12 protein-coding genes and 1 riboswitch are annotated in these 17,274 nt (G+C 41.3%); all 12 genes read right to left on the reverse strand.

What is annotated here, in order from left to right:
- Positions 1-532 precede the first annotated feature (532 nt).
- Positions 533-1,723 carry a methionine adenosyltransferase gene (gene metK, locus G585_RS0101190; RefSeq protein WP_022772392.1) on the reverse strand — a complete coding sequence of 397 codons (1,191 nt, stop codon included), beginning with the start codon at positions 1,721-1,723 and terminating at the stop codon, positions 533-535.
- A gap of 95 nt (positions 1,724-1,818) precedes the next feature.
- A riboswitch (SAM riboswitch) is annotated at positions 1,819-1,938 on the reverse strand.
- 170 nt (positions 1,939-2,108) lie between these two features.
- The gene (gene xylB, locus G585_RS0101195; protein ID WP_022772393.1) at positions 2,109-3,578 is read right to left on the reverse strand and encodes a xylulokinase; all 1,470 of its coding nucleotides are present in this window, start codon (positions 3,576-3,578) and stop codon (positions 2,109-2,111) included.
- A gap of 193 nt (positions 3,579-3,771) precedes the next feature.
- Positions 3,772-5,982: an ATP-binding cassette domain-containing protein gene (locus G585_RS0101200; protein WP_022772395.1), complete on the reverse strand. Its 2,211-nt coding sequence runs from the start codon at positions 5,980-5,982 to the stop codon at positions 3,772-3,774.
- A 33-nt stretch (positions 5,983-6,015) separates the two neighbouring features.
- Entirely contained in the window at positions 6,016-8,196 is a 2,181-nt protein-coding gene (locus G585_RS0101205) for a cysteine peptidase family C39 domain-containing protein (RefSeq protein ID WP_022772396.1), read from the reverse strand.
- Positions 8,187-8,699 carry a hypothetical protein gene (locus G585_RS0101210; RefSeq protein WP_022772397.1) on the reverse strand — a complete coding sequence of 171 codons (513 nt, stop codon included), beginning with the start codon at positions 8,697-8,699 and terminating at the stop codon, positions 8,187-8,189. The genes G585_RS0101205 and G585_RS0101210 overlap by 10 nt, the downstream gene beginning before the upstream one ends.
- Before the next feature lie 15 nt (positions 8,700-8,714).
- Complete coding sequence (locus G585_RS0101215) at positions 8,715-10,472, reverse strand: B12-binding domain-containing radical SAM protein (RefSeq protein ID WP_022772399.1); 1,758 nt, start codon at positions 10,470-10,472, stop codon at positions 8,715-8,717.
- Positions 10,472-12,190: a YcaO-like family protein gene (locus G585_RS0101220; protein ID WP_022772400.1), complete on the reverse strand. Its 1,719-nt coding sequence runs from the start codon at positions 12,188-12,190 to the stop codon at positions 10,472-10,474. The genes G585_RS0101215 and G585_RS0101220 overlap by 1 nt, the downstream gene beginning before the upstream one ends.
- A 6-nt stretch (positions 12,191-12,196) precedes the next feature.
- Positions 12,197-12,847, reverse strand: coding sequence for a hypothetical protein (locus tag G585_RS16695; RefSeq protein ID WP_022772402.1), 651 nt, complete (start codon positions 12,845-12,847; stop codon positions 12,197-12,199).
- A gap of 9 nt (positions 12,848-12,856) precedes the next feature.
- Positions 12,857-13,981, reverse strand: a complete 1,125-nt coding sequence (locus tag G585_RS18635; RefSeq protein ID WP_022772403.1) for a radical SAM/SPASM domain-containing protein — start codon at positions 13,979-13,981, stop codon at positions 12,857-12,859.
- A 4-nt stretch (positions 13,982-13,985) separates the two neighbouring features.
- Positions 13,986-15,419: a radical SAM protein gene (locus tag G585_RS0101235; protein WP_022772405.1), complete on the reverse strand. Its 1,434-nt coding sequence runs from the start codon at positions 15,417-15,419 to the stop codon at positions 13,986-13,988.
- 17 nt (positions 15,420-15,436) lie between these two features.
- Entirely contained in the window at positions 15,437-16,957 is a 1,521-nt protein-coding gene (locus tag G585_RS0101240) for a radical SAM/SPASM domain-containing protein (protein WP_022772406.1), read from the reverse strand.
- Positions 16,958-17,034: 77 nt separating this feature from the next.
- The gene (locus G585_RS0101245; protein ID WP_022772408.1) at positions 17,035-17,274 is read right to left on the reverse strand and encodes a hypothetical protein; all 240 of its coding nucleotides are present in this window, start codon (positions 17,272-17,274) and stop codon (positions 17,035-17,037) included.

A 17,274-nucleotide genomic window follows, 5' to 3' on the forward strand; every position in this document is an offset into this window, starting at 1 on the left:
TGATTTTGACTCAGATACCATGTCTTTGCTTAGTAATTCGACATGCTGTGTCAGATTTTTCTCATAATTTCATGCCTTGAATAGAATCGTTTGGCATGAAATCTGGCATTTATTCTATTATTCATGTCTTGTGCATCTTTTTCGACATGACGCGAGCATCTTTTTTCTGTACACATGCTTTCTTTTATAAAACAATCATTGATGTTTAGATGAAAAGGATGATTTGGGCATATAGCGCTTAAAAAACTTCCGGCCACCTCTACTGTTCCCATCATCCTCACCGTCGGCACGCAGACCAGGGCGTTTTCCGCAGGTTCAGTCAATGGGGGCGTACGGAGCAGCAATATAAACTTTTCCAAGAAAGTCCAGAGAGATGGTCTTACCAACAAGCTGAGATTACAAAAAAATCCTCAGCCAACCCATACAGGGTGGCTGAGGACGAATTTTTATCCTACCAAAAATCAACATGTAATATTCCAAAGTCAACATGAAACATTCCAATTGGCTCATGATAGTTCTTATTGCATTTATATTACATAACTGCTGCCTTGAGCTCTTCAACCTTGTCTGTCTGCTCCCAAGGAAGGTTAAGGTCGTTGCGGCCGAAGTGTCCGTAAGCTGCTGTCTGCTTGTAGATAGGACGACGAAGGTCGAGCATCTTGATGATTCCTGCAGGACGAAGGTCGAATACCTTACGTACTGCTGTTGTAAGAACTTCATCAGAAACCTTACCTGTTCCGAATGTATCTACAAGAATTGATGTAGGCTCTGCTACACCGATAGCATATGAAAGCTGGATCTCTGCTCTGTCTGCAAGGCCTGCTGCCACGATATTCTTTGCTACATATCTTGCTGCATATGCTGCAGAACGGTCAACCTTTGTGCAGTCCTTTCCTGAGAAAGCTCCGCCGCCGTGACGAGCAGCTCCGCCGTATGTATCAACGATGATCTTACGACCTGTAAGTCCTGCATCACCCTGAGGTCCACCGATAACGAAACGGCCTGTAGGATTGATATAGATCTTAGTAGCATCATCAACCATAGCACCGTCAACTACCGCATCAATAACGTACTTTCTGATATCCTCATGGATCTGCTCCTGAGTAACCTTCTCATCATGCTGAGTTGAAATTACGATGGCTTCGAGTCTCTTAACTTTTCCATTCTCATCATACTCAACAGAAACCTGGCTCTTACCGTCTGCTCTAAGATATGGAAGTGTTCCGTTCTTTCTTACTTCTGTAAGCTTCTTTGTAAGCTTGTGAGCAAGGCTGATAGCGTAAGGCATATAATCATCTGTCTCGTTTGTAGCATAACCAAACATCATACCCTGGTCACCGGCACCGATAGCTGAAAGCTCTTCATCAGTCATCTGGTTCTCTCTTGCTTCAAGAGCCTTGTCAACGCCCATAGCGATATCTGCTGACTGCTGATCAAGAGCTACAAGTACTGCGCATGTGTTTCCATCAAATCCCTTTGATGAATCATCATATCCGATTTCCTTGATTGTCTCACGGGCAATCTTAGCGTAGTCAACGTGAGCCTTTGTTGTGATCTCACCTGTAATAAGAACGAAACCTGTACAAGCTGCTGTCTCGCAGGCAACACGGCTCATAGGATCCTGTTCCATGCATGCATCAAGAATTGCGTCTGAAATGTTATCGCATATTTTATCAGGATGTCCTTCTGTTACTGATTCTGATGTGAAAATAAATTTATCCATATAATACCTTTCTGTGCCATTTTAGGCACTAAAAAATCCACTCGATTTATGACGCGTGCAAGTCACAAATGAGTGGAACTAATCATCACAAGTCCCTCTTATTGCTCGTAGTCCGAAAAAACGGAATTGCACGCTCAGGTTGGCACCTTCCTGAATGATCAAGGGGTTGCCGTGGCTTCATAGGTCCTATGTACCTCCACCACTCTGAATAAGAGAACAATAAATTGTAAAAGCGGATATATTGCTATATCCGCCTAAATATTACCTTATATAGATCATAAAATCAATAGGGCAAATGATAACATTTGTCTTATAAAATTATAAACAAATGATAGCCACCTATCAGATAGCCTTATCAAAGGCATGCTCATATGTCATCAAACTATCAGATGATCTTGTCAAAAGTATCAGCAAGTGCAGGATAGATGTTCTTAAACTGCTGGTATCTTGCCTCATACTTTGCAACAAGCTCAGGATCTGGCTTCTCAGTCTTATCAACCTTAACGATTGCAGCTGCTGCCTCTTCAACGCTCTTGTAAGCTCCGCAGGCTACCATTGCAAGCATTGCGCCACCCATTCCAGGTCCTTCCTCGCAGGCAGGAACATCAACTTCGATGTTGAGGATGTTAGCGATCATCTTTCTCCAGAGAGGGCTCTTTGCGCCACCGCCGCAGATCATTGTTCTCTTTGGCGCAACTCCGATAGACTTTGCAACTTCATACATATCTCTTGTAGCAAAAGCAACGCCCTCAAGAACAGCCTGAGTCATATCTTCTCTTGTTGTATCCATTGTAATGCCTGTAAATGTGGCACGTGCGTTAGGATTGTTCCATGGTGATCTCTCTCCCATGAGATATGGTAAAAAGAATACGTGGTTCTCACCAAGCTTCTCAATCCCCTTCTGCTCATCGGCATAATTCTTGGTCTTAAGGATTTCATCCATCCACCACTTGTTGCAGCTTGCTGCGCTGAGCATGCATCCCATAAGGTGGAAATGTCCATCTGCATGGTCAAAAGAATGAAGTGCATTGTTCTTGTCTACTGCAAATGAGTCAGCTGACATGAAGATGGTTCCGCTTGTTCCAAGTGAAATATTACATCTGTTGTTGCCAACTGTACCTGTTCCAACTGCGGCTGCTGCGTTGTCTCCAGCACCTGCTGCCACTACAACTCCTGCATTTAAGCCAAGTTCGGAAGAGAGCTCTTTTGTAAGTTCCCCAACCTTCTCATAGCTTTCAAATAGCTGTGGAAGCATATCCTCAGTAATATGGCAGATATCGCACATCTCCTTAGACCACTTGCGGTTCTTAACATCGAGAAGAAGCATTCCTGAAGCATCTGAATAATCTGTGCAGCATGTTCCTGTAAACTTATATGCAAGATAATCCTTAGGAAGCATTATCTTTTTGATCTTTTTGAAGTTTTCAGGCTCATTCTCCTCAACCCAAAGGATCTTAGGAGCTGTGAAACCTGCAAATGCGATATTGGCTGTGTACTCTGAAAGCTTGTCTTTTCCAATCTCGCCGTTTAAATAATCAACCTGTTTCTGTGTTCTTCCGTCATTCCAAAGAATAGCAGGACGGATAACATTGTCATTCTCATCAAGGATAACAAGTCCGTGCATCTGTCCGCCAAAGCTGATGCCTGCAACCTGTGTTTTATCCACATCTTTAAGAAGTTCCTTAAGACCATCTACAGCCTCTCTGTACCAGTCTTCAGGGTTCTGTTCTGACCAGCCCGGCTGTGGAAAATACAAAGGATATTCCCTTGAAGTTGTTCCATGAATAGTTCCCTTTTCATCCATAAGCACGAGCTTAACAGATGAAGTCCCCAAATCTACACCTATAAAAAACATACCTTCCTCCTATTTTATAAAAGTAATTTTCTTTCTTCTCTGATCTACCAACTCTGTGAAAACAATACTCTTACATTTTCCACATGTTAATTATACATACTTTGTATAAAACTATCATTGCAGATTTTGCTTTTCTCTAACTATTTATTTGCATGAAGAAAGCATGTCGCAAACGACATGCCTCCTTATCTCATCACAGCTTCTGTCTTTCCACCATTTGAGCGAACTTGCCATTTTTAGCCATAAGCTGTTCATAGGTTCCCATTTCAGCAACATTTCCATCATCTATCATTATTATGCGATCACAATCTTTAATAGTAGAGAGTCGATGAGCTATTACTATTCTTGTGCACTTCAGTTCACTAAGGGAATCCGATACCACCTTCTGTGTAATGTTATCAAGTGCACTGGTCGCCTCATCAAACAAAAGAAGTTTGGGATTTCCCGCCAAAGCTCTGGCAATAATAATTCTTTGCTTCTGACCTCCTGATATACAGGATGCATTTTCATCCACGATTGTGTGCATCTTCATAGGCATGTTTTCAATATCATCAGCAATTCCAGCTTTTCGCGCCGCTTCCCAGGCCTCTTCCTCTGTCATTTGAGGATTAGCTATAGATATGTTTTTAAAAATAGTGCCTGAAAACAGTCGGCTGTCCTGCATGACAACGCCATAACTTCTGCGAAGAGACTTTTTATCAATGCTCTTAATATTTACTCCGTTTATATAAATACTACCAAGAGTACACTGTTCAAATCCCAAAATGAGACGCATTATCGTGCTTTTTCCACAGCCACTCTTTCCAACTATGGCAACGTACTCTCCCTCTTTTATACTGAGATTCAGTTTCTTTATTACAAGAGGCAGGTTTTCCGCATATTTAAAAGAAACATTATCAAACTCTATTCTGTTTGGCACCACGTGCTGCAGCTCATTGTTATCACTTTCTTCCGGCTTCTCCTCAAAAAGTATCTCCAAAGATTTTAGTATAGGTACTACCAGTGCTGCATTAGGAACTGTGTCCTGAAGCTGCGTAAAAACTCCCGTGAGCATACCGTAAACTGCAGTAAAAGCAATATAGTAATTCGTATACATCTGCATCTGATTTGCAGCAATGTAAGTAAAAAGAATTCCTATAAGTGAGACTGCATTTACCAGTACGTTACCATATACAACAATGAATCCGGGTCTGTACTCAGCTACTGCTTCCTGCTTAAATATCTTGAGCCACTGAGTATATAATCTCCTTTCAGAAGATGTTACTTTAAGGGTCTGGATACCATTCATCATAGAAACCAAAATAGCATTATCTTTGGTTGCATATTCAATCCTTCGGCTATTCACATCACTCTTTTTCCTGATTATCAGAAATGTCAGGCCAATATTAAGTATAGTAGTCACAGATGCCACTACAAACAGATTTCCACCAAGATTATATATTTGGAAAATGTAAAAGATACTTAGAATAGTCATAAGACCGGTCGTAAAAACTCCGGTAATAAGACTCTCGCAAAGCATCGGGAATATCTGCATTCGCTTGGCTATGGCACCTGCTGAATGATTCTTGAAAAAATCTGTGGGGAGTGAAAGCATTCTTTCCATTGTCGCAGCTCTTGTGTCGCGATCTACCTTCGAAGCCATTCTGTAGATCATCTGCGACTGGACAGTCCTGAAAAGTGTCACAGAAAGAGATGTACACACCATAAATACAAGATAAGCAATTATCGGAGTGGTGCTTTTATAATCATCAAGATTAAAGAACAAAGACCTGATAAGAAACGGGACTATAAGGCTCACAAGTATTGCAAATAGCCCAAGAACAATGGCCATAACTATATCAGAAACAATCAAAGACTTCACCATAAACAAAAGAAGATCTTTGATACCAAGTTTCTTTTTCTCAAACTGGCGAAGAAAACAAATTCCTGTTCTATCAAACTTATCTTCATTCTTTTTGGTAATCTTTACACTTTTTCCGCTTTTATAATCTACGTAGTGATAATTTCCTAATAAATTTGGAATAGCAGCAAATATCCTCTTCTCATTGTCAGAAATGATCATTGGACCAAGTGCATTTTCCGACCACCCTTTTTTTAACTGAACCTCGTGGATACTCAGGCCTCTTTTATCAAAAAATCTGGTCAGAATATGTATCCTTTCTTCCTCGGTTTTACCGCTGAACTCTTCCGGGTCGACTCTTTCCGGTTTTCCGGAATATAAAAGAATCTGCTCCACAACATCCGCTGTTACAGATGAAAGATAGTTCCTTCCAAAGCCTGAAAATGCCTTCTTACCTTCAACCACTTCAGTAAGGCCTATGAGAGCGTCCGAAAGATTCTGCTCGTCTTCCTCTATTCTGTTAAACAGTAATTCAGTTTCCGTATTGAAACTTTTTGTGCTCAATATAACACCTCACATCATCTGACCATTTAACTGTTAAACGCTTGTAACAAGGCTTGCATAATATGGGCAATGCTCCATCAGATACTCATGCCTGCCCCTGTCAACTATCACGCCCTTTTCAAGTACAATGATCTCATCGCAGTCACGTATAATAGATAAACGATGCGAAATTACCACTGTTGAAATATTCCTGTTATATATAGCTTTCATTACTCCGTATTCTGTCTCAGCATCCAGCGCTGCAGTTGCCTCATCAAGAATGAGTATCCTTGGATTTCTTGCAAGAATTCTTGCAATAGACATGCGCTGTCTCTGACCTCCGGAGAAATTGGCTCCTCTTTCTTTAAGCTCAGCACTATATCCACCTTCACGCGAAAGAATGTCCTTATGTATCTTTACATCCCTTGCAGCCAGGATAACATCATAGCTTTCAACCGTATCGTCATACATCCTGATATTATCTCCGATAGAACTCTCAAAAAAGGTAGTGTCCTGAGTAACATACCCTATACTTATGGCACGGATTTCTCTGGGAATATTCTCTATGTCAGTTCCATCAAGCATTATGCTCCCGCTCCATGGGGTCTGTAGTCCGGAAATAAGCTTAGCCACTGTACTCTTGCCACTTCCGGATCCGCCTACTATAGCTATGCTCTTACCTGCTTCAAGAACAAGTGAAAAATCCTTAAGAAGAGGCGGCAGCAACCTGTTGTAGCCAAAGGTTATATTTTTTAGTTCTAGTCTATCGCCAAGTTTGCGGTAGCTTTTCCCTTTCTCAATTTCATCCTTGCTGAGGTCATATTCCCTGCTATAGTGCATGACGTCCTGAACACGCTCTGTTTCAGTCTTCATCTCTAAAAATACTTTCGAGACATTTTCTACTGACTTGGCAGGTGCACTAAACGAGGAAAGATACGCATTAAAAGCAACCAGGATACCGATGGTCCAGTTCCCATGCATAACCCATATAGCGCCGATTATTATTACAATATTTGAAGTCAGCATCGAGATCATGTCCGGAATCTGACCAAATCTGACGGCAAGCTTTGACAGATTCATATTCTGCTCGGAGTAATCACCATAAATATCTGCCCAGTTCTGAAAAAAGTTATTCTCAACACCTGATGATTTTATGGTCTCGATCATTTCAATTCCGCTTAGTGTGGCAACGTTTAATGCTGCTGTATTTTTAGCCATAACCCTTGTAATATTGGTTCTCTGATTAGAAATAGCTCTGGTGATAAAAAGATTGACGAGCACAGAAAAAATACCAATTCCAGCCAGCAAAGGGCTATAGCTCACCATCATAAGGGCATAGAACAAAAGCGACGCCACATCGAGGACTACCGGGGTAATATTATTTATTATATTGGTTGCAAGCTCCTGGTTTGAGTTATATCTTTCCAAAAGATCGCCAGTCATTCTCTGTTCATAAAAGCGACAGGGCAAACTCATAAGATGCCACACAAAAGTAGTACAAGCAGTAATAGACATCTTACCTTGAAGCTTTATCATATAAGCTGATTTTATCCACAGAGCAATGAGCTGTATGACAACAAGAGTTAAATACATTGTGTAAAAAAGCAATCCAACTGTAACACCGGACTTAACTAGTATCTGGTCCACAAAAAACCTGTCGATTCCCGGAAGGCACATATTAACAAGTGTCATGATAAGTGTGGTCAGAAGTACAAGCGCAACCATTTTGCCTGTGCCTTTAAGCTGATTTTTGACAAAATCGAAAATCGTGACCGGTCTGCCATAAGGCTCAAATTTGTCAGTAGGTTTAAGCGTCATACAAAAGCCTGAATACATTGCAATAAAGTCCTGCTCAGGCATTTTGATTATTCCTTTTGCCGGATTATTGATATATACAGCATTCTTTTTAAAGCCATTTAAAACGACAAAATGTCCTCCTTCAACAAAAACAATACAAGGAAACGAAGCCCTTTCCTTAAGCCTGTTATACTCCAGCTTAAATGCCTTTGCTTCAAATCCCTGATTCTGCGCCACAAGATACATGTTTTTAAGATTCGACCCATCCCTTGATACACCGCAGTCCTCACGGACTTTCTCTAAAGGAATGTACCTCCCATAATAGGCAAATATCATGGTAAGGCATGCTGCCCCGCACTCTACTGCCTCCATCTGCATAACTATCGGGACTCTTGCAACTCCTTTCGTCAAAGGACCTTTAACTTGTTTTATTCCCATTCTCCACCCCTATAGTTAAGAATATACTCACCAGGAGTTATCTCTCGTTCGATTATCTTGACGTCTTCAACACCATCGTGAAGTACTTCTTCAAGCTTGATGTCCACTCTGTAATACACCTCATTATCTCTGATCATCATCGCCTGGATGTTATAATCACCGACAGCCTCTGCAATATCCCTTATATTCATTCCATTGCCGTCAATTCTTACTACTGTTCCGTTAGTACTGTTGCATATTACCTTCATCCCCGAATGGATATTCATTGCATCTGCATATTCTACCCAGCACATGACATCATCATCGTCTACATAAGCCATTGTGGTAACTGATATTTCTATTTCTCCATATGCCGCCCAGTAAAAGAACCCTATGAGCAAAATAGTTATTGCAAGCAATATGCCCCACACAGAAGGTCTTACAGCGTGCATATATGCCCCAAGTTTTTCCGGTGACTTAAGGCGCACCTCTTCTCTTTTTTCACTGGCATTAATAGTATTCATACAACATAGCTCCTTCTAAGCAATAAAGCTTACGTTAACCGGGACTCTTTTTAGCTTGATACCACCGTTTTCCTCACGCATCAGCATGAGTCTTGTAGGCTCCTTTACTACATTTCCGCTTCTTAAATAGGTCATGATATCATTGTCAAAATCCATAACCACAACCTCCTTTTTACCGGAAGCTGTATAATCAAACACTGCCTTTTCAAATCTAAACAGATCTGACCATCCATCATTGTGCTCATTATCCACTATTTTCTTAAGCACAATTTCAAGCTTATCAAGAAGCTCACTTTGAGTAACAAGTTCATAATACTTAAAAAACAGCATTTCGAAGTCATCTTCGTACTTCTTATAAATATCATGTATCTCATATTTGTTCATGATCTGGTACAGGGTCATGTAAAACCTTCCGGCAAACATGCTAAGCAGCATAACTACAGACTCAATATAGGGATACTTGATCCTCACCTCAGAATCGAAGGTGTAAAACTGAAGGAAAAGCTCTTTGTTCTGCCTTATGAGATCTTTACATCTTTTTCCACAAACTGCCCTGTTAAAAATACTTAAATCCACTTTTTCAAAGTCAAAATATGCTCTGTCTGCAATCTTATCTGCTTCCTCCGTTGCTGGAAGCGGAAAGAATTTGTGAAGCTGCACAGTTGCCTTTCCTGTTAAAAAGACCTTTCTTAGCATTGTAAGTGTCTTTTCATAATCTTCGATGGTTTCATCAGGATAGCCATAAATAAAAGAAACTGTGGGAACAATCCCCTGCCTAATCATGAAAGTTATCATATCCATGGCATTATCAAGGTTCAGATTCTTTTTTATAACCTTCTGCATTCTCTCAGATCCGGTCTCAATGCCAAGATATATTTCAAGACACCCGGACCTTTTCATGAGCTCTATCACTTCATGGTCAAGAACATCTACTCTTGATGAACATCTCCATACATAGGGGCTGCCTTTTTCTATAAGTGAATTGCAAAAGCTGACCAGATGCTTTCTGTTTGCAGTGAACATATCGTGCTGAATGGAAAAGCTGCGAATCCCATACATCTCATAGTATTTGTCCATTTCAGAAATCAGGACAGGAACGGGCTTAACACGAAACTGCCTTTTCCAGAACCTGGAAGTGGAGCAAAAGGTGCACTGAAACGGACACCCTCTTCCTCCCTCTATCATTACTCTTGCATCTTTATGTTTAAGAATTTCTCCCAGATCGTACTGGGTGTAATTAGTTAGCTCATCGTCAGCTAAAAGAGGTGCACATGGATTTTGCCTTATCTCATTTCCGTATCGATACGAAACTCCCGGAACAGATGAAAAATCTCTTTTACCAAAGATTTCATCCATAAGGGGCAATATGCTCTTTTCAGACTCGCCCAGGCATATGAGGTCTACAAAATCAAAGGTCTCAAGGCATTCTTTGGCGGTTAGCGTCGCATGGGGACCGCCATAGAAAATAAATATGTCTCTGTTTCTTTTCCTTATAACCTCTGATACCGCCACCACCATATGAAAGGTGTTGCATATTGTATAAAAGCCCACGACCTCCGGCTTCTTTTCAAGGATTACCTCCGCCATTTCGTCGATAAGATCATCAGGGGTTTTGTTAATGTCAAACTCACCTTTTGCAACGAGATTGTCAAAGCTCAAAATCTCCGTGTCATACTTTTCTGAAATGATGTTCTTTAATATGATCTGTCCAATATGCGGCGTGGCGTTTCCTGACTTGGTAAGCTCCATTCCGTTTACAAATAAGACTTCCATTAGTCTCCTCTGATTCCATTTTGTACCAACATGTTCTCGGTCATACTTTCTATCAGCATCAGTTCCTGACGTCTTCTTACCTTTTGTAATTCCTCGTTCTCAGCCTCTTTCTTTGCAAAAAGCATGCTGCTTGTCAGGGCTGAATGATCAAACCAGTTCTTTAATGCCTCATTAGAAGGCCCATCCATTACTCTGAAGACCTGTTCATATATCTTTTCATCAAAGAAAAACTCTATAAGACTCTTTATTGTTTCCTTGTCCTTGGCGGACATTTCAAGCCTTAGATACTGCAAAAGACACTGTTCATGTCTTCCCTGTTCTCCCTCTAAAAATGAAGCGGCATTATTTTTATCCCCTGTCATGATTGCCAAAAGAGCTTTTAAAATACTGCATGGCAAGGGCATATCCCTCATATCGCTTCTTGCACATACAGCGGACGAGTCGTCTGTTATGGCAAAAAGAATCTCTTTTGCCCTTTCAGCCTCAGTTACTTCCGATAATGCCGCAGCGCTGTGGACTATATCGCGGATTTTCGAATACTGAAGATTTCTTTTTCCAAATTTAAATGGGAGGATTGATACCCCCGGCGCATAAATACGCACTGAATAAATACCTGCGTATTTATATTTTCTTATGTACACATCCCCTGAAAGTCCTAAGAGAATGTCTGTAAGGTGCTGAGTCCATTCGCTATTGCCTGTGTCCTTCTCTTCCCAGCTTTTATATTCCCATGATGGTTTCCCTGCAAAAAAGGCATCGGGAAGATCAGCACAGTCATTTCTAAATGAATCTGAGAGATTTCTAAATCCCAAAACATTGCCGCATTCCTGTGGCCAGGAGACCATGTACTGCCTCGTCTTTAAATCCTTCCATCCCTGGGCCATTTCCGTAAGGCATCTCTCCAGCGCGATCTCAAAGAGCGGATGTGAACCAAATCTTGAAGAATACTTCCCACTTTGCCTGTCTACCAGAACAACATTGATGACAGGAAGCTTTTTACCAAGGGATGCATCCCGCACTATAAGGCTGCATCCTGACTGTTTCTCTATATCAGTTATAAGATCTGCAAGACGTGGCACCCTCTCCCTGATCTCATCAATTGTTATCCGGGGCGGAGTCAGCTCTTTTAATATGATCTCAAACTTGGCATATCTCTCAATAACCTCGCACAAAGCCTGCGTTGCAGCCTCTTCCTGGGTATTGCCTGAGGCCATGCCGTTACTACCCGAAAGTATATTTAACAGGTCCTCTGGCATATAGACCTGCTGCCTTGTTTTCACACTATAATATGGGACAAAAGATACCTCTTCCTGCCCCGTATATTCTTTGACAAATTCCTCTTTGGAGTGGTCATCGGGATCACTTGAAGAATTTCGAAAATCTCTTGCAATATCCTCATTTTCCCAGATCTTAGACGCAGGAAATCTCTTTTCATCAGGCCATCTTTTGATGTTCTCGCTCCCAAGGCTTGTCCTGTACAAGGCCCGGTTCTGCAGCCTCTCAGCAGCTTCACCATAGGCACTTGCCATGGCAAATTCTTTGCTGGCACCTTTTCCCCAGACCTGCCATCTGCAAACAGGGTCATATAAAAGGACGCTAAAAAGCTCATTTCCCGCCTTATACTCTTTTGTTTTTGTCTCTATTCCTATGGACTCGAAGGCATCTTTTACTATTCTTACAGTTTCCCCCGGGTCTCTTTCCTTACCTTTTCGAATCATCTTGTGTCACCCTTCCAACAGAACATCGCTCATAGCTCTTCCACCACCTGCTATAGGCTCTTTAAACACCACCTTCATCGGAGCTTTGAATATTGGTCCGTCAACCGTGATTGAATGATATTCACCATCTTCTCCGCAAACATCAATTTTCTTTTGCCTGAAATCTTCTATAAGTTCTTTGGTTATCTGCTTTCCTATATAAGACGGATCAAGATAATCTGTTTTAACGGCTTTAATTAAGAATTTATATCCTCTGTCAAGAACTTCATTTAGTATGCTTTCTGATGACTCATTCCACAGAGGGCATAAAAGCTCAATATTAAGACGCTCTGCCAGATGCCTGTTCCAGTCAGCCACATCCTCTCTGTAAATATCACCTGTGACCATGGCATCCGCATGATACTTTTCAATGGCCTCTTTCAAGACATTGTACATATCGTCCTCGTTGTGAAGTTCGTCTGTTTCACAGAATATGACAGGTATTCCTAAAAGCTCCTCATACTTCTCATAAACATCCCTTCTGATGCCATGATTGTAGTTAAAGCCTCTTCTTGTAACCGTAGTAAAAAGAGCTACCGGCTCATGTCCCTGACGAATAAGTCTATCCAGACATAAGGTACAATCTTTTCCCCCGCTGTAAGCCATTATAAATTTCATTTAGTCCTCCTATCCAAGGGCTGCCAGGCTCTTTCCCAGCTGCACTGCTGCCTTTACTTTATTAAGATAACCTTCCTTAAAATAGGTACAAAAGTACCTGTCCTTACCATGAAGTCCAAACCCTTCAATTCCTGCGATGATGCGGCACCCTCCCATACAGGTCTTGAGATACCCACATTCTTTGCATTCCGGATTAAAACGCGCATGCTCGCTTAGTGTATACCCCATAAAGTTCATGTATCCCGAGGACTTTATGGCTTTTTCTATCCCACCTTCGGATATCTTTTGCATGGACTCCCGTGCCTCTTTAACCCCGGCAATTCCCGCACAGGGAAGGAGTCTGTCATCCACATACAAAAAAGGAACTGTTTCTTCCTTGGCACACATTGCTTTATCACAGTCATCCACGTACATCTTAAAGCGCTCTACCGGTATATCCCATATTCCATTCTGGCCATCTCCATAGAAATATGCACTGAGAAATACTTTCATTTTGATGTTATCCACAAAATAAAAGGGGATATACTCACAAAATGCATCTAACACCTCAGATGGGGTAAGCATTTTGAGCTGATTTCCTTTTAGGGCATTGCCTGCCATTATAAGAGGTGAAACCTTAAGAGAACTGCAGCCATACTCTTGCAGAGTTTTTATACTCTCTCTTAGATTCTCTGCATTTCCTTTATAGAAGGTCATATCGCTTGCTGTCTCAAAGCCTTCCTCTCTGCAAAGATCAAATGCTGCCAGCGTCTTTTCTTTTGCCCCCTTAAAATTCCTCACAATATCATGCGTTTCATCACCGTCATAGCTGATGCTGAAGGTGGTTTCATTCCCAAAGTCTCTAAGCATGCCCAGGAGCTCTTTTGTTACTAGCGCTCCATTTGTGATTATTCCGGTCACTTTAATGTCAGCATCAAAAAGTGCTCTCAAAAGCTGTCCCAAATCTTTTCTGATAAGAGGCTCTCCTCCTGTCAGAACCACCTTCTTGATCCCATAATCCTTAAAGTATTCAATATCAGATAAAAGGCGGGAAATATCCGGTTCAGTTCTGTTATCTTCACCAAGATAACAGTGGCTGCAGTGATAGTTGCAGTTGCCCGTTATCATCCATTGCACAACATCCACATTTCCCATCAGGCTATTCCTCTAATATCTTTAGAAGTTTCTCGTAGTAACCCTTTTTGTAAAAAGTACATGTTAAAGGCGCCGGAAGTTTTATATCAATATCGCAGTTCTCAAAGGTATATCCGTTTGCAACTGCCTTATAGAGCATTCCGCACACACGACAGTTTCCGCCATGGCACCTTTCTTCCCAGTCGCAGCCTTTACAGTCTTTTGAATGTTCTATTACTTCTTCCGAAGTCATTCTCATAATTTCCGAATAATGCGAATCATTAATGATGTCTCTAAGGGGTCTTTTTAGAATATTGGAATCCTCTCCAAGCCATCCTGTCTGAAGTGCAACGCCTTCGCAGCCATCACATGGGAATACCATTCCTGTAGATGATACATAAAGATCATTTATCGCTTTAAAGCACCAGGCAGAATTTTTGATATCCTCCGATTCATATCTGTATGGAGATCCGCTTTTTAGCGCCTCTGCTGTTATGCCTTTTGTAAGTGTCGGGCCGTTAAACCAGACGATCTCAAGATCTTTTTTATTCTCCTGTCTGATACTTGACATTACCTCAAGCATTACCGTCCAATAATCCTCTGCTGACAAACTTCCATATCCGCTCCTTATCCACTTTGGGCCTTCACTGGTCCTTATGAAAAAGATAGATCGTATTCCCAGATCATAGAGATAGTGGGCAGTTTCAGGGAGTCTCTCTGCCGTCTTGGAATTCACATTGACATTGGCCTTCACCTCAAAGCCGCTATCCAGTGCAAATGCTATGGATTCCTCCGCTTTTTTTTGGGCTCCCTTATAATTTCGTATCCAGTCATGAGTTCCCACACCATCAAAGCTTATTACAATCTGCGGATTTAAACCGTTTTCTTTAAGGCTTTTTACTATCCTTTCATCAAGAAACATTCCATTTGTGTAAAGGCGGAACATTTCCATATTCCTGTCTGCCATGGCCTTTATGATATCTGTAAAATCAGAGCGAAGAAGTGGCTCTCCTCCTGTTATTGTGAGCTTTCTGATACCACAGTCTTTATACTGGTCAAGAATATAAGTTATCTGGTCAAAAGAAAATTCAAAGGGAACTTTCCCATATTCGGTAGCGGAAAAGCAGTGGATACAGTTTAAATTGCACCTTCCTGTCACACTAAAAAAACCGCGAGGAATACGCCTGTTATCAAAGTGCTTATACTTCTGCCAGGTTTCAATTTCTTTTGGTTTGTTCGTCTTTTCAAGGACTCCCATTTCCATATATTTTTTTATAACCTGCTCTTGCCTGCTGCCTTCTTCGATTTCAATATCAGTTACCCCATCGCATTTATTCAGAAGATCAAAGAGCGGAAATGTAAGTCTGTATGGAAGGTCCAGTTCACCGGACTTTTCAAGTAGCATAAGATCTTTTTGGTAACCTCTTAGGCACCATGGTTGTTTTAAGCCAAAAAACATCTATCCTCCCTGAAGGATCACCTGAAAATCCTTTCATATCTGTTAAGGTACTTCTTTAAGATTTTCTGAGCTTCGAGCTGCGACATTGTGGATAAAAGAAGCTCTTTTTCTTCATCTGTAATGTTCAAAAGAAGGTCGTACCAGCTTCCGGATAGCTCTTTTTCTCCGCTTTCTTTATATTTTTTGCTGCAAATATAAGGAACAACCTCTTCGAAGGCTTCTTTAAAGGTTCCGCAGAATCCTTTGTTCATAGTTCCATATGCGTGTTCGCTTTCAATGGCACATCCACCGCCGCAAACCATCATCATTGGACAAGCTTCGCAGTCCTCAAGCCTGTCAGCTGTACGTCCTCTCCATTTGGGGAAATTAAGATCGAAGCGAAAACTCTTTGCTTCAAGATCAGTGTAACCTACTGTGTATTCCTCCATTGAAACCACATCCCAACAGGTATATAACTTGCCGTCAGGGTCTACTACAAGCATATCTGACTCAGCTCCACAAGCTGCAGGACGAAGTGGGGGATATGTCTCTTTTGCAAGTGCACCTCCAACCCTTCTCGTGATCTGTCCATATAGCATGCAGTGCTGCAAAGCCGTTTTTTTATCTATACCTGATGCCTTCATGGTCTCATACATCTCAAGATCCGTTATGGCATTTTGTGGATCATCTTCAAAGCAGCCTATTGTAGCTTTGAAATACCAGTAGAAATTCGGATACTCTAAGAATCCTCTTTTTTCAAACTCCTCTGGGAGCTTCATTACACTTTCTAAATTAGATCTGTTTATATTAGTTCTAAGATGAACCCGTATGCCCTTTTTGAGCACAAGGGAAATATTCTTCATTATTTTCTCATAACTGCCCTGACCACCGGCCAGATATCGCCTCTTGTCGTGAACTTCTCTCGGCCCATCGACAGTTATCTGAATAAAATCGAACCAGTCAGGTTCCAATATATCTATATACTCATCAAGGTCATATCCGTTTGTGACGCATATAAGCTTGATCTCTCTTTCATGACAGGCATTTATTATATACTCCACCTGCTTTTTGTTGGTTCTAAGAAGCGGCTCTCCGCCATATAAAAAGACATTTCTTATGCGCCTGCCCTGTCTTATATACTCATCAACCTGAGCAAATACCGCATCTAAAACCTCATCGCTCATTGAGTGTCCAAGCCACTCATTACCTTTTTCAAGACGCTTACGCTCATAGCAGTAATCACATCTGAAATTACAGTTATAAGTTGGCATTATAACCAGATCAATAATGGACCTGTAGGGCAGAAGCCACCAGCACCTGGTCAAAAGAGAGGCGTTCTTTAGCTCCTCCTCATCTGACTCTTTTACCAGATGCCCCCTTTTCTTAAGTCTTTCAGAAAGCTCTTCATCAAGCCCCTGTCCTTCCGATTTAAGACTATCTATGCATGATAATGGAACAACGTCATAGGCTCCATAAACCCCATTTGCTAAAAGAGCCTTTCCTTCCACATCTTCAAATGGCAGGATCATGTCATACCTACTCAAGTGATAATTATCCATTATGACCCCCATATACTAAGTAAACCCACATATTTATACATATGTGGGTTTAGTTTTTTTTTGAAATTATGTTCCCCTTAGAACAAACCGATGCCTACACAACCAAAAGACACTGCACCGGCACAAGGCTCGCCACCCGCAATCTTCTCTGCGCTATCAAGACTTATTTCTTCACTTGAAAGCTGTGCTATGAATTTCTCCGCATCTTCAATTGGGAGATCTATAGACTCCGCTTTGCAAAGATCAACAACTTCCTGCGCAGTTTTGCAAGTTGTAAGCTTCTGAAAAAGCTCTTTTGACACTTTGATTTCGCTCAT

Origin of the sequence: Butyrivibrio sp. AE2015 (assembly GCF_000420825.1) — a bacterium.
In the GTDB taxonomy this organism is placed as follows: domain Bacteria; phylum Bacillota; class Clostridia; order Lachnospirales; family Lachnospiraceae; genus Butyrivibrio.

Excerpts from the sequence above, each read along its gene's own strand:
- G585_RS0101220 (WP_022772400.1), bottom strand. The coding sequence starts at position 12,190 with ATGATTCGAAAAGGTAAGGAAAGAGACCCGGGGGAAACTGTAAGAATA.
- G585_RS0101245 (WP_022772408.1), bottom strand. The coding sequence starts at position 17,274 with ATGAGCGAAATCAAAGTGTCAAAAGAGCTTTTTCAGAAGCTTACAACT.
- xylB (WP_022772393.1), bottom strand. The coding sequence starts at position 3,578 with ATGTTTTTTATAGGTGTAGATTTGGGGACTTCATCTGTTAAGCTCGTG.
- G585_RS0101215 (WP_022772399.1), bottom strand. The coding sequence starts at position 10,472 with ATGGAAGTCTTATTTGTAAACGGAATGGAGCTTACCAAGTCAGGAAAC.
- G585_RS16695 (WP_022772402.1), bottom strand. The coding sequence starts at position 12,847 with ATGAAATTTATAATGGCTTACAGCGGGGGAAAAGATTGTACCTTATGT.
- metK (WP_022772392.1), bottom strand. The coding sequence starts at position 1,723 with ATGGATAAATTTATTTTCACATCAGAATCAGTAACAGAAGGACATCCT.
- G585_RS0101210 (WP_022772397.1), bottom strand. The coding sequence starts at position 8,699 with ATGAATACTATTAATGCCAGTGAAAAAAGAGAAGAGGTGCGCCTTAAG.
- G585_RS0101240 (WP_022772406.1), bottom strand. The coding sequence starts at position 16,957 with ATGGATAATTATCACTTGAGTAGGTATGACATGATCCTGCCATTTGAA.
- G585_RS0101235 (WP_022772405.1), bottom strand. The coding sequence starts at position 15,419 with ATGTTTTTTGGCTTAAAACAACCATGGTGCCTAAGAGGTTACCAAAAA.
- G585_RS0101205 (WP_022772396.1), bottom strand. The coding sequence starts at position 8,196 with ATGGGAATAAAACAAGTTAAAGGTCCTTTGACGAAAGGAGTTGCAAGA.
- G585_RS18635 (WP_022772403.1), bottom strand. The coding sequence starts at position 13,981 with ATGGGAAATGTGGATGTTGTGCAATGGATGATAACGGGCAACTGCAAC.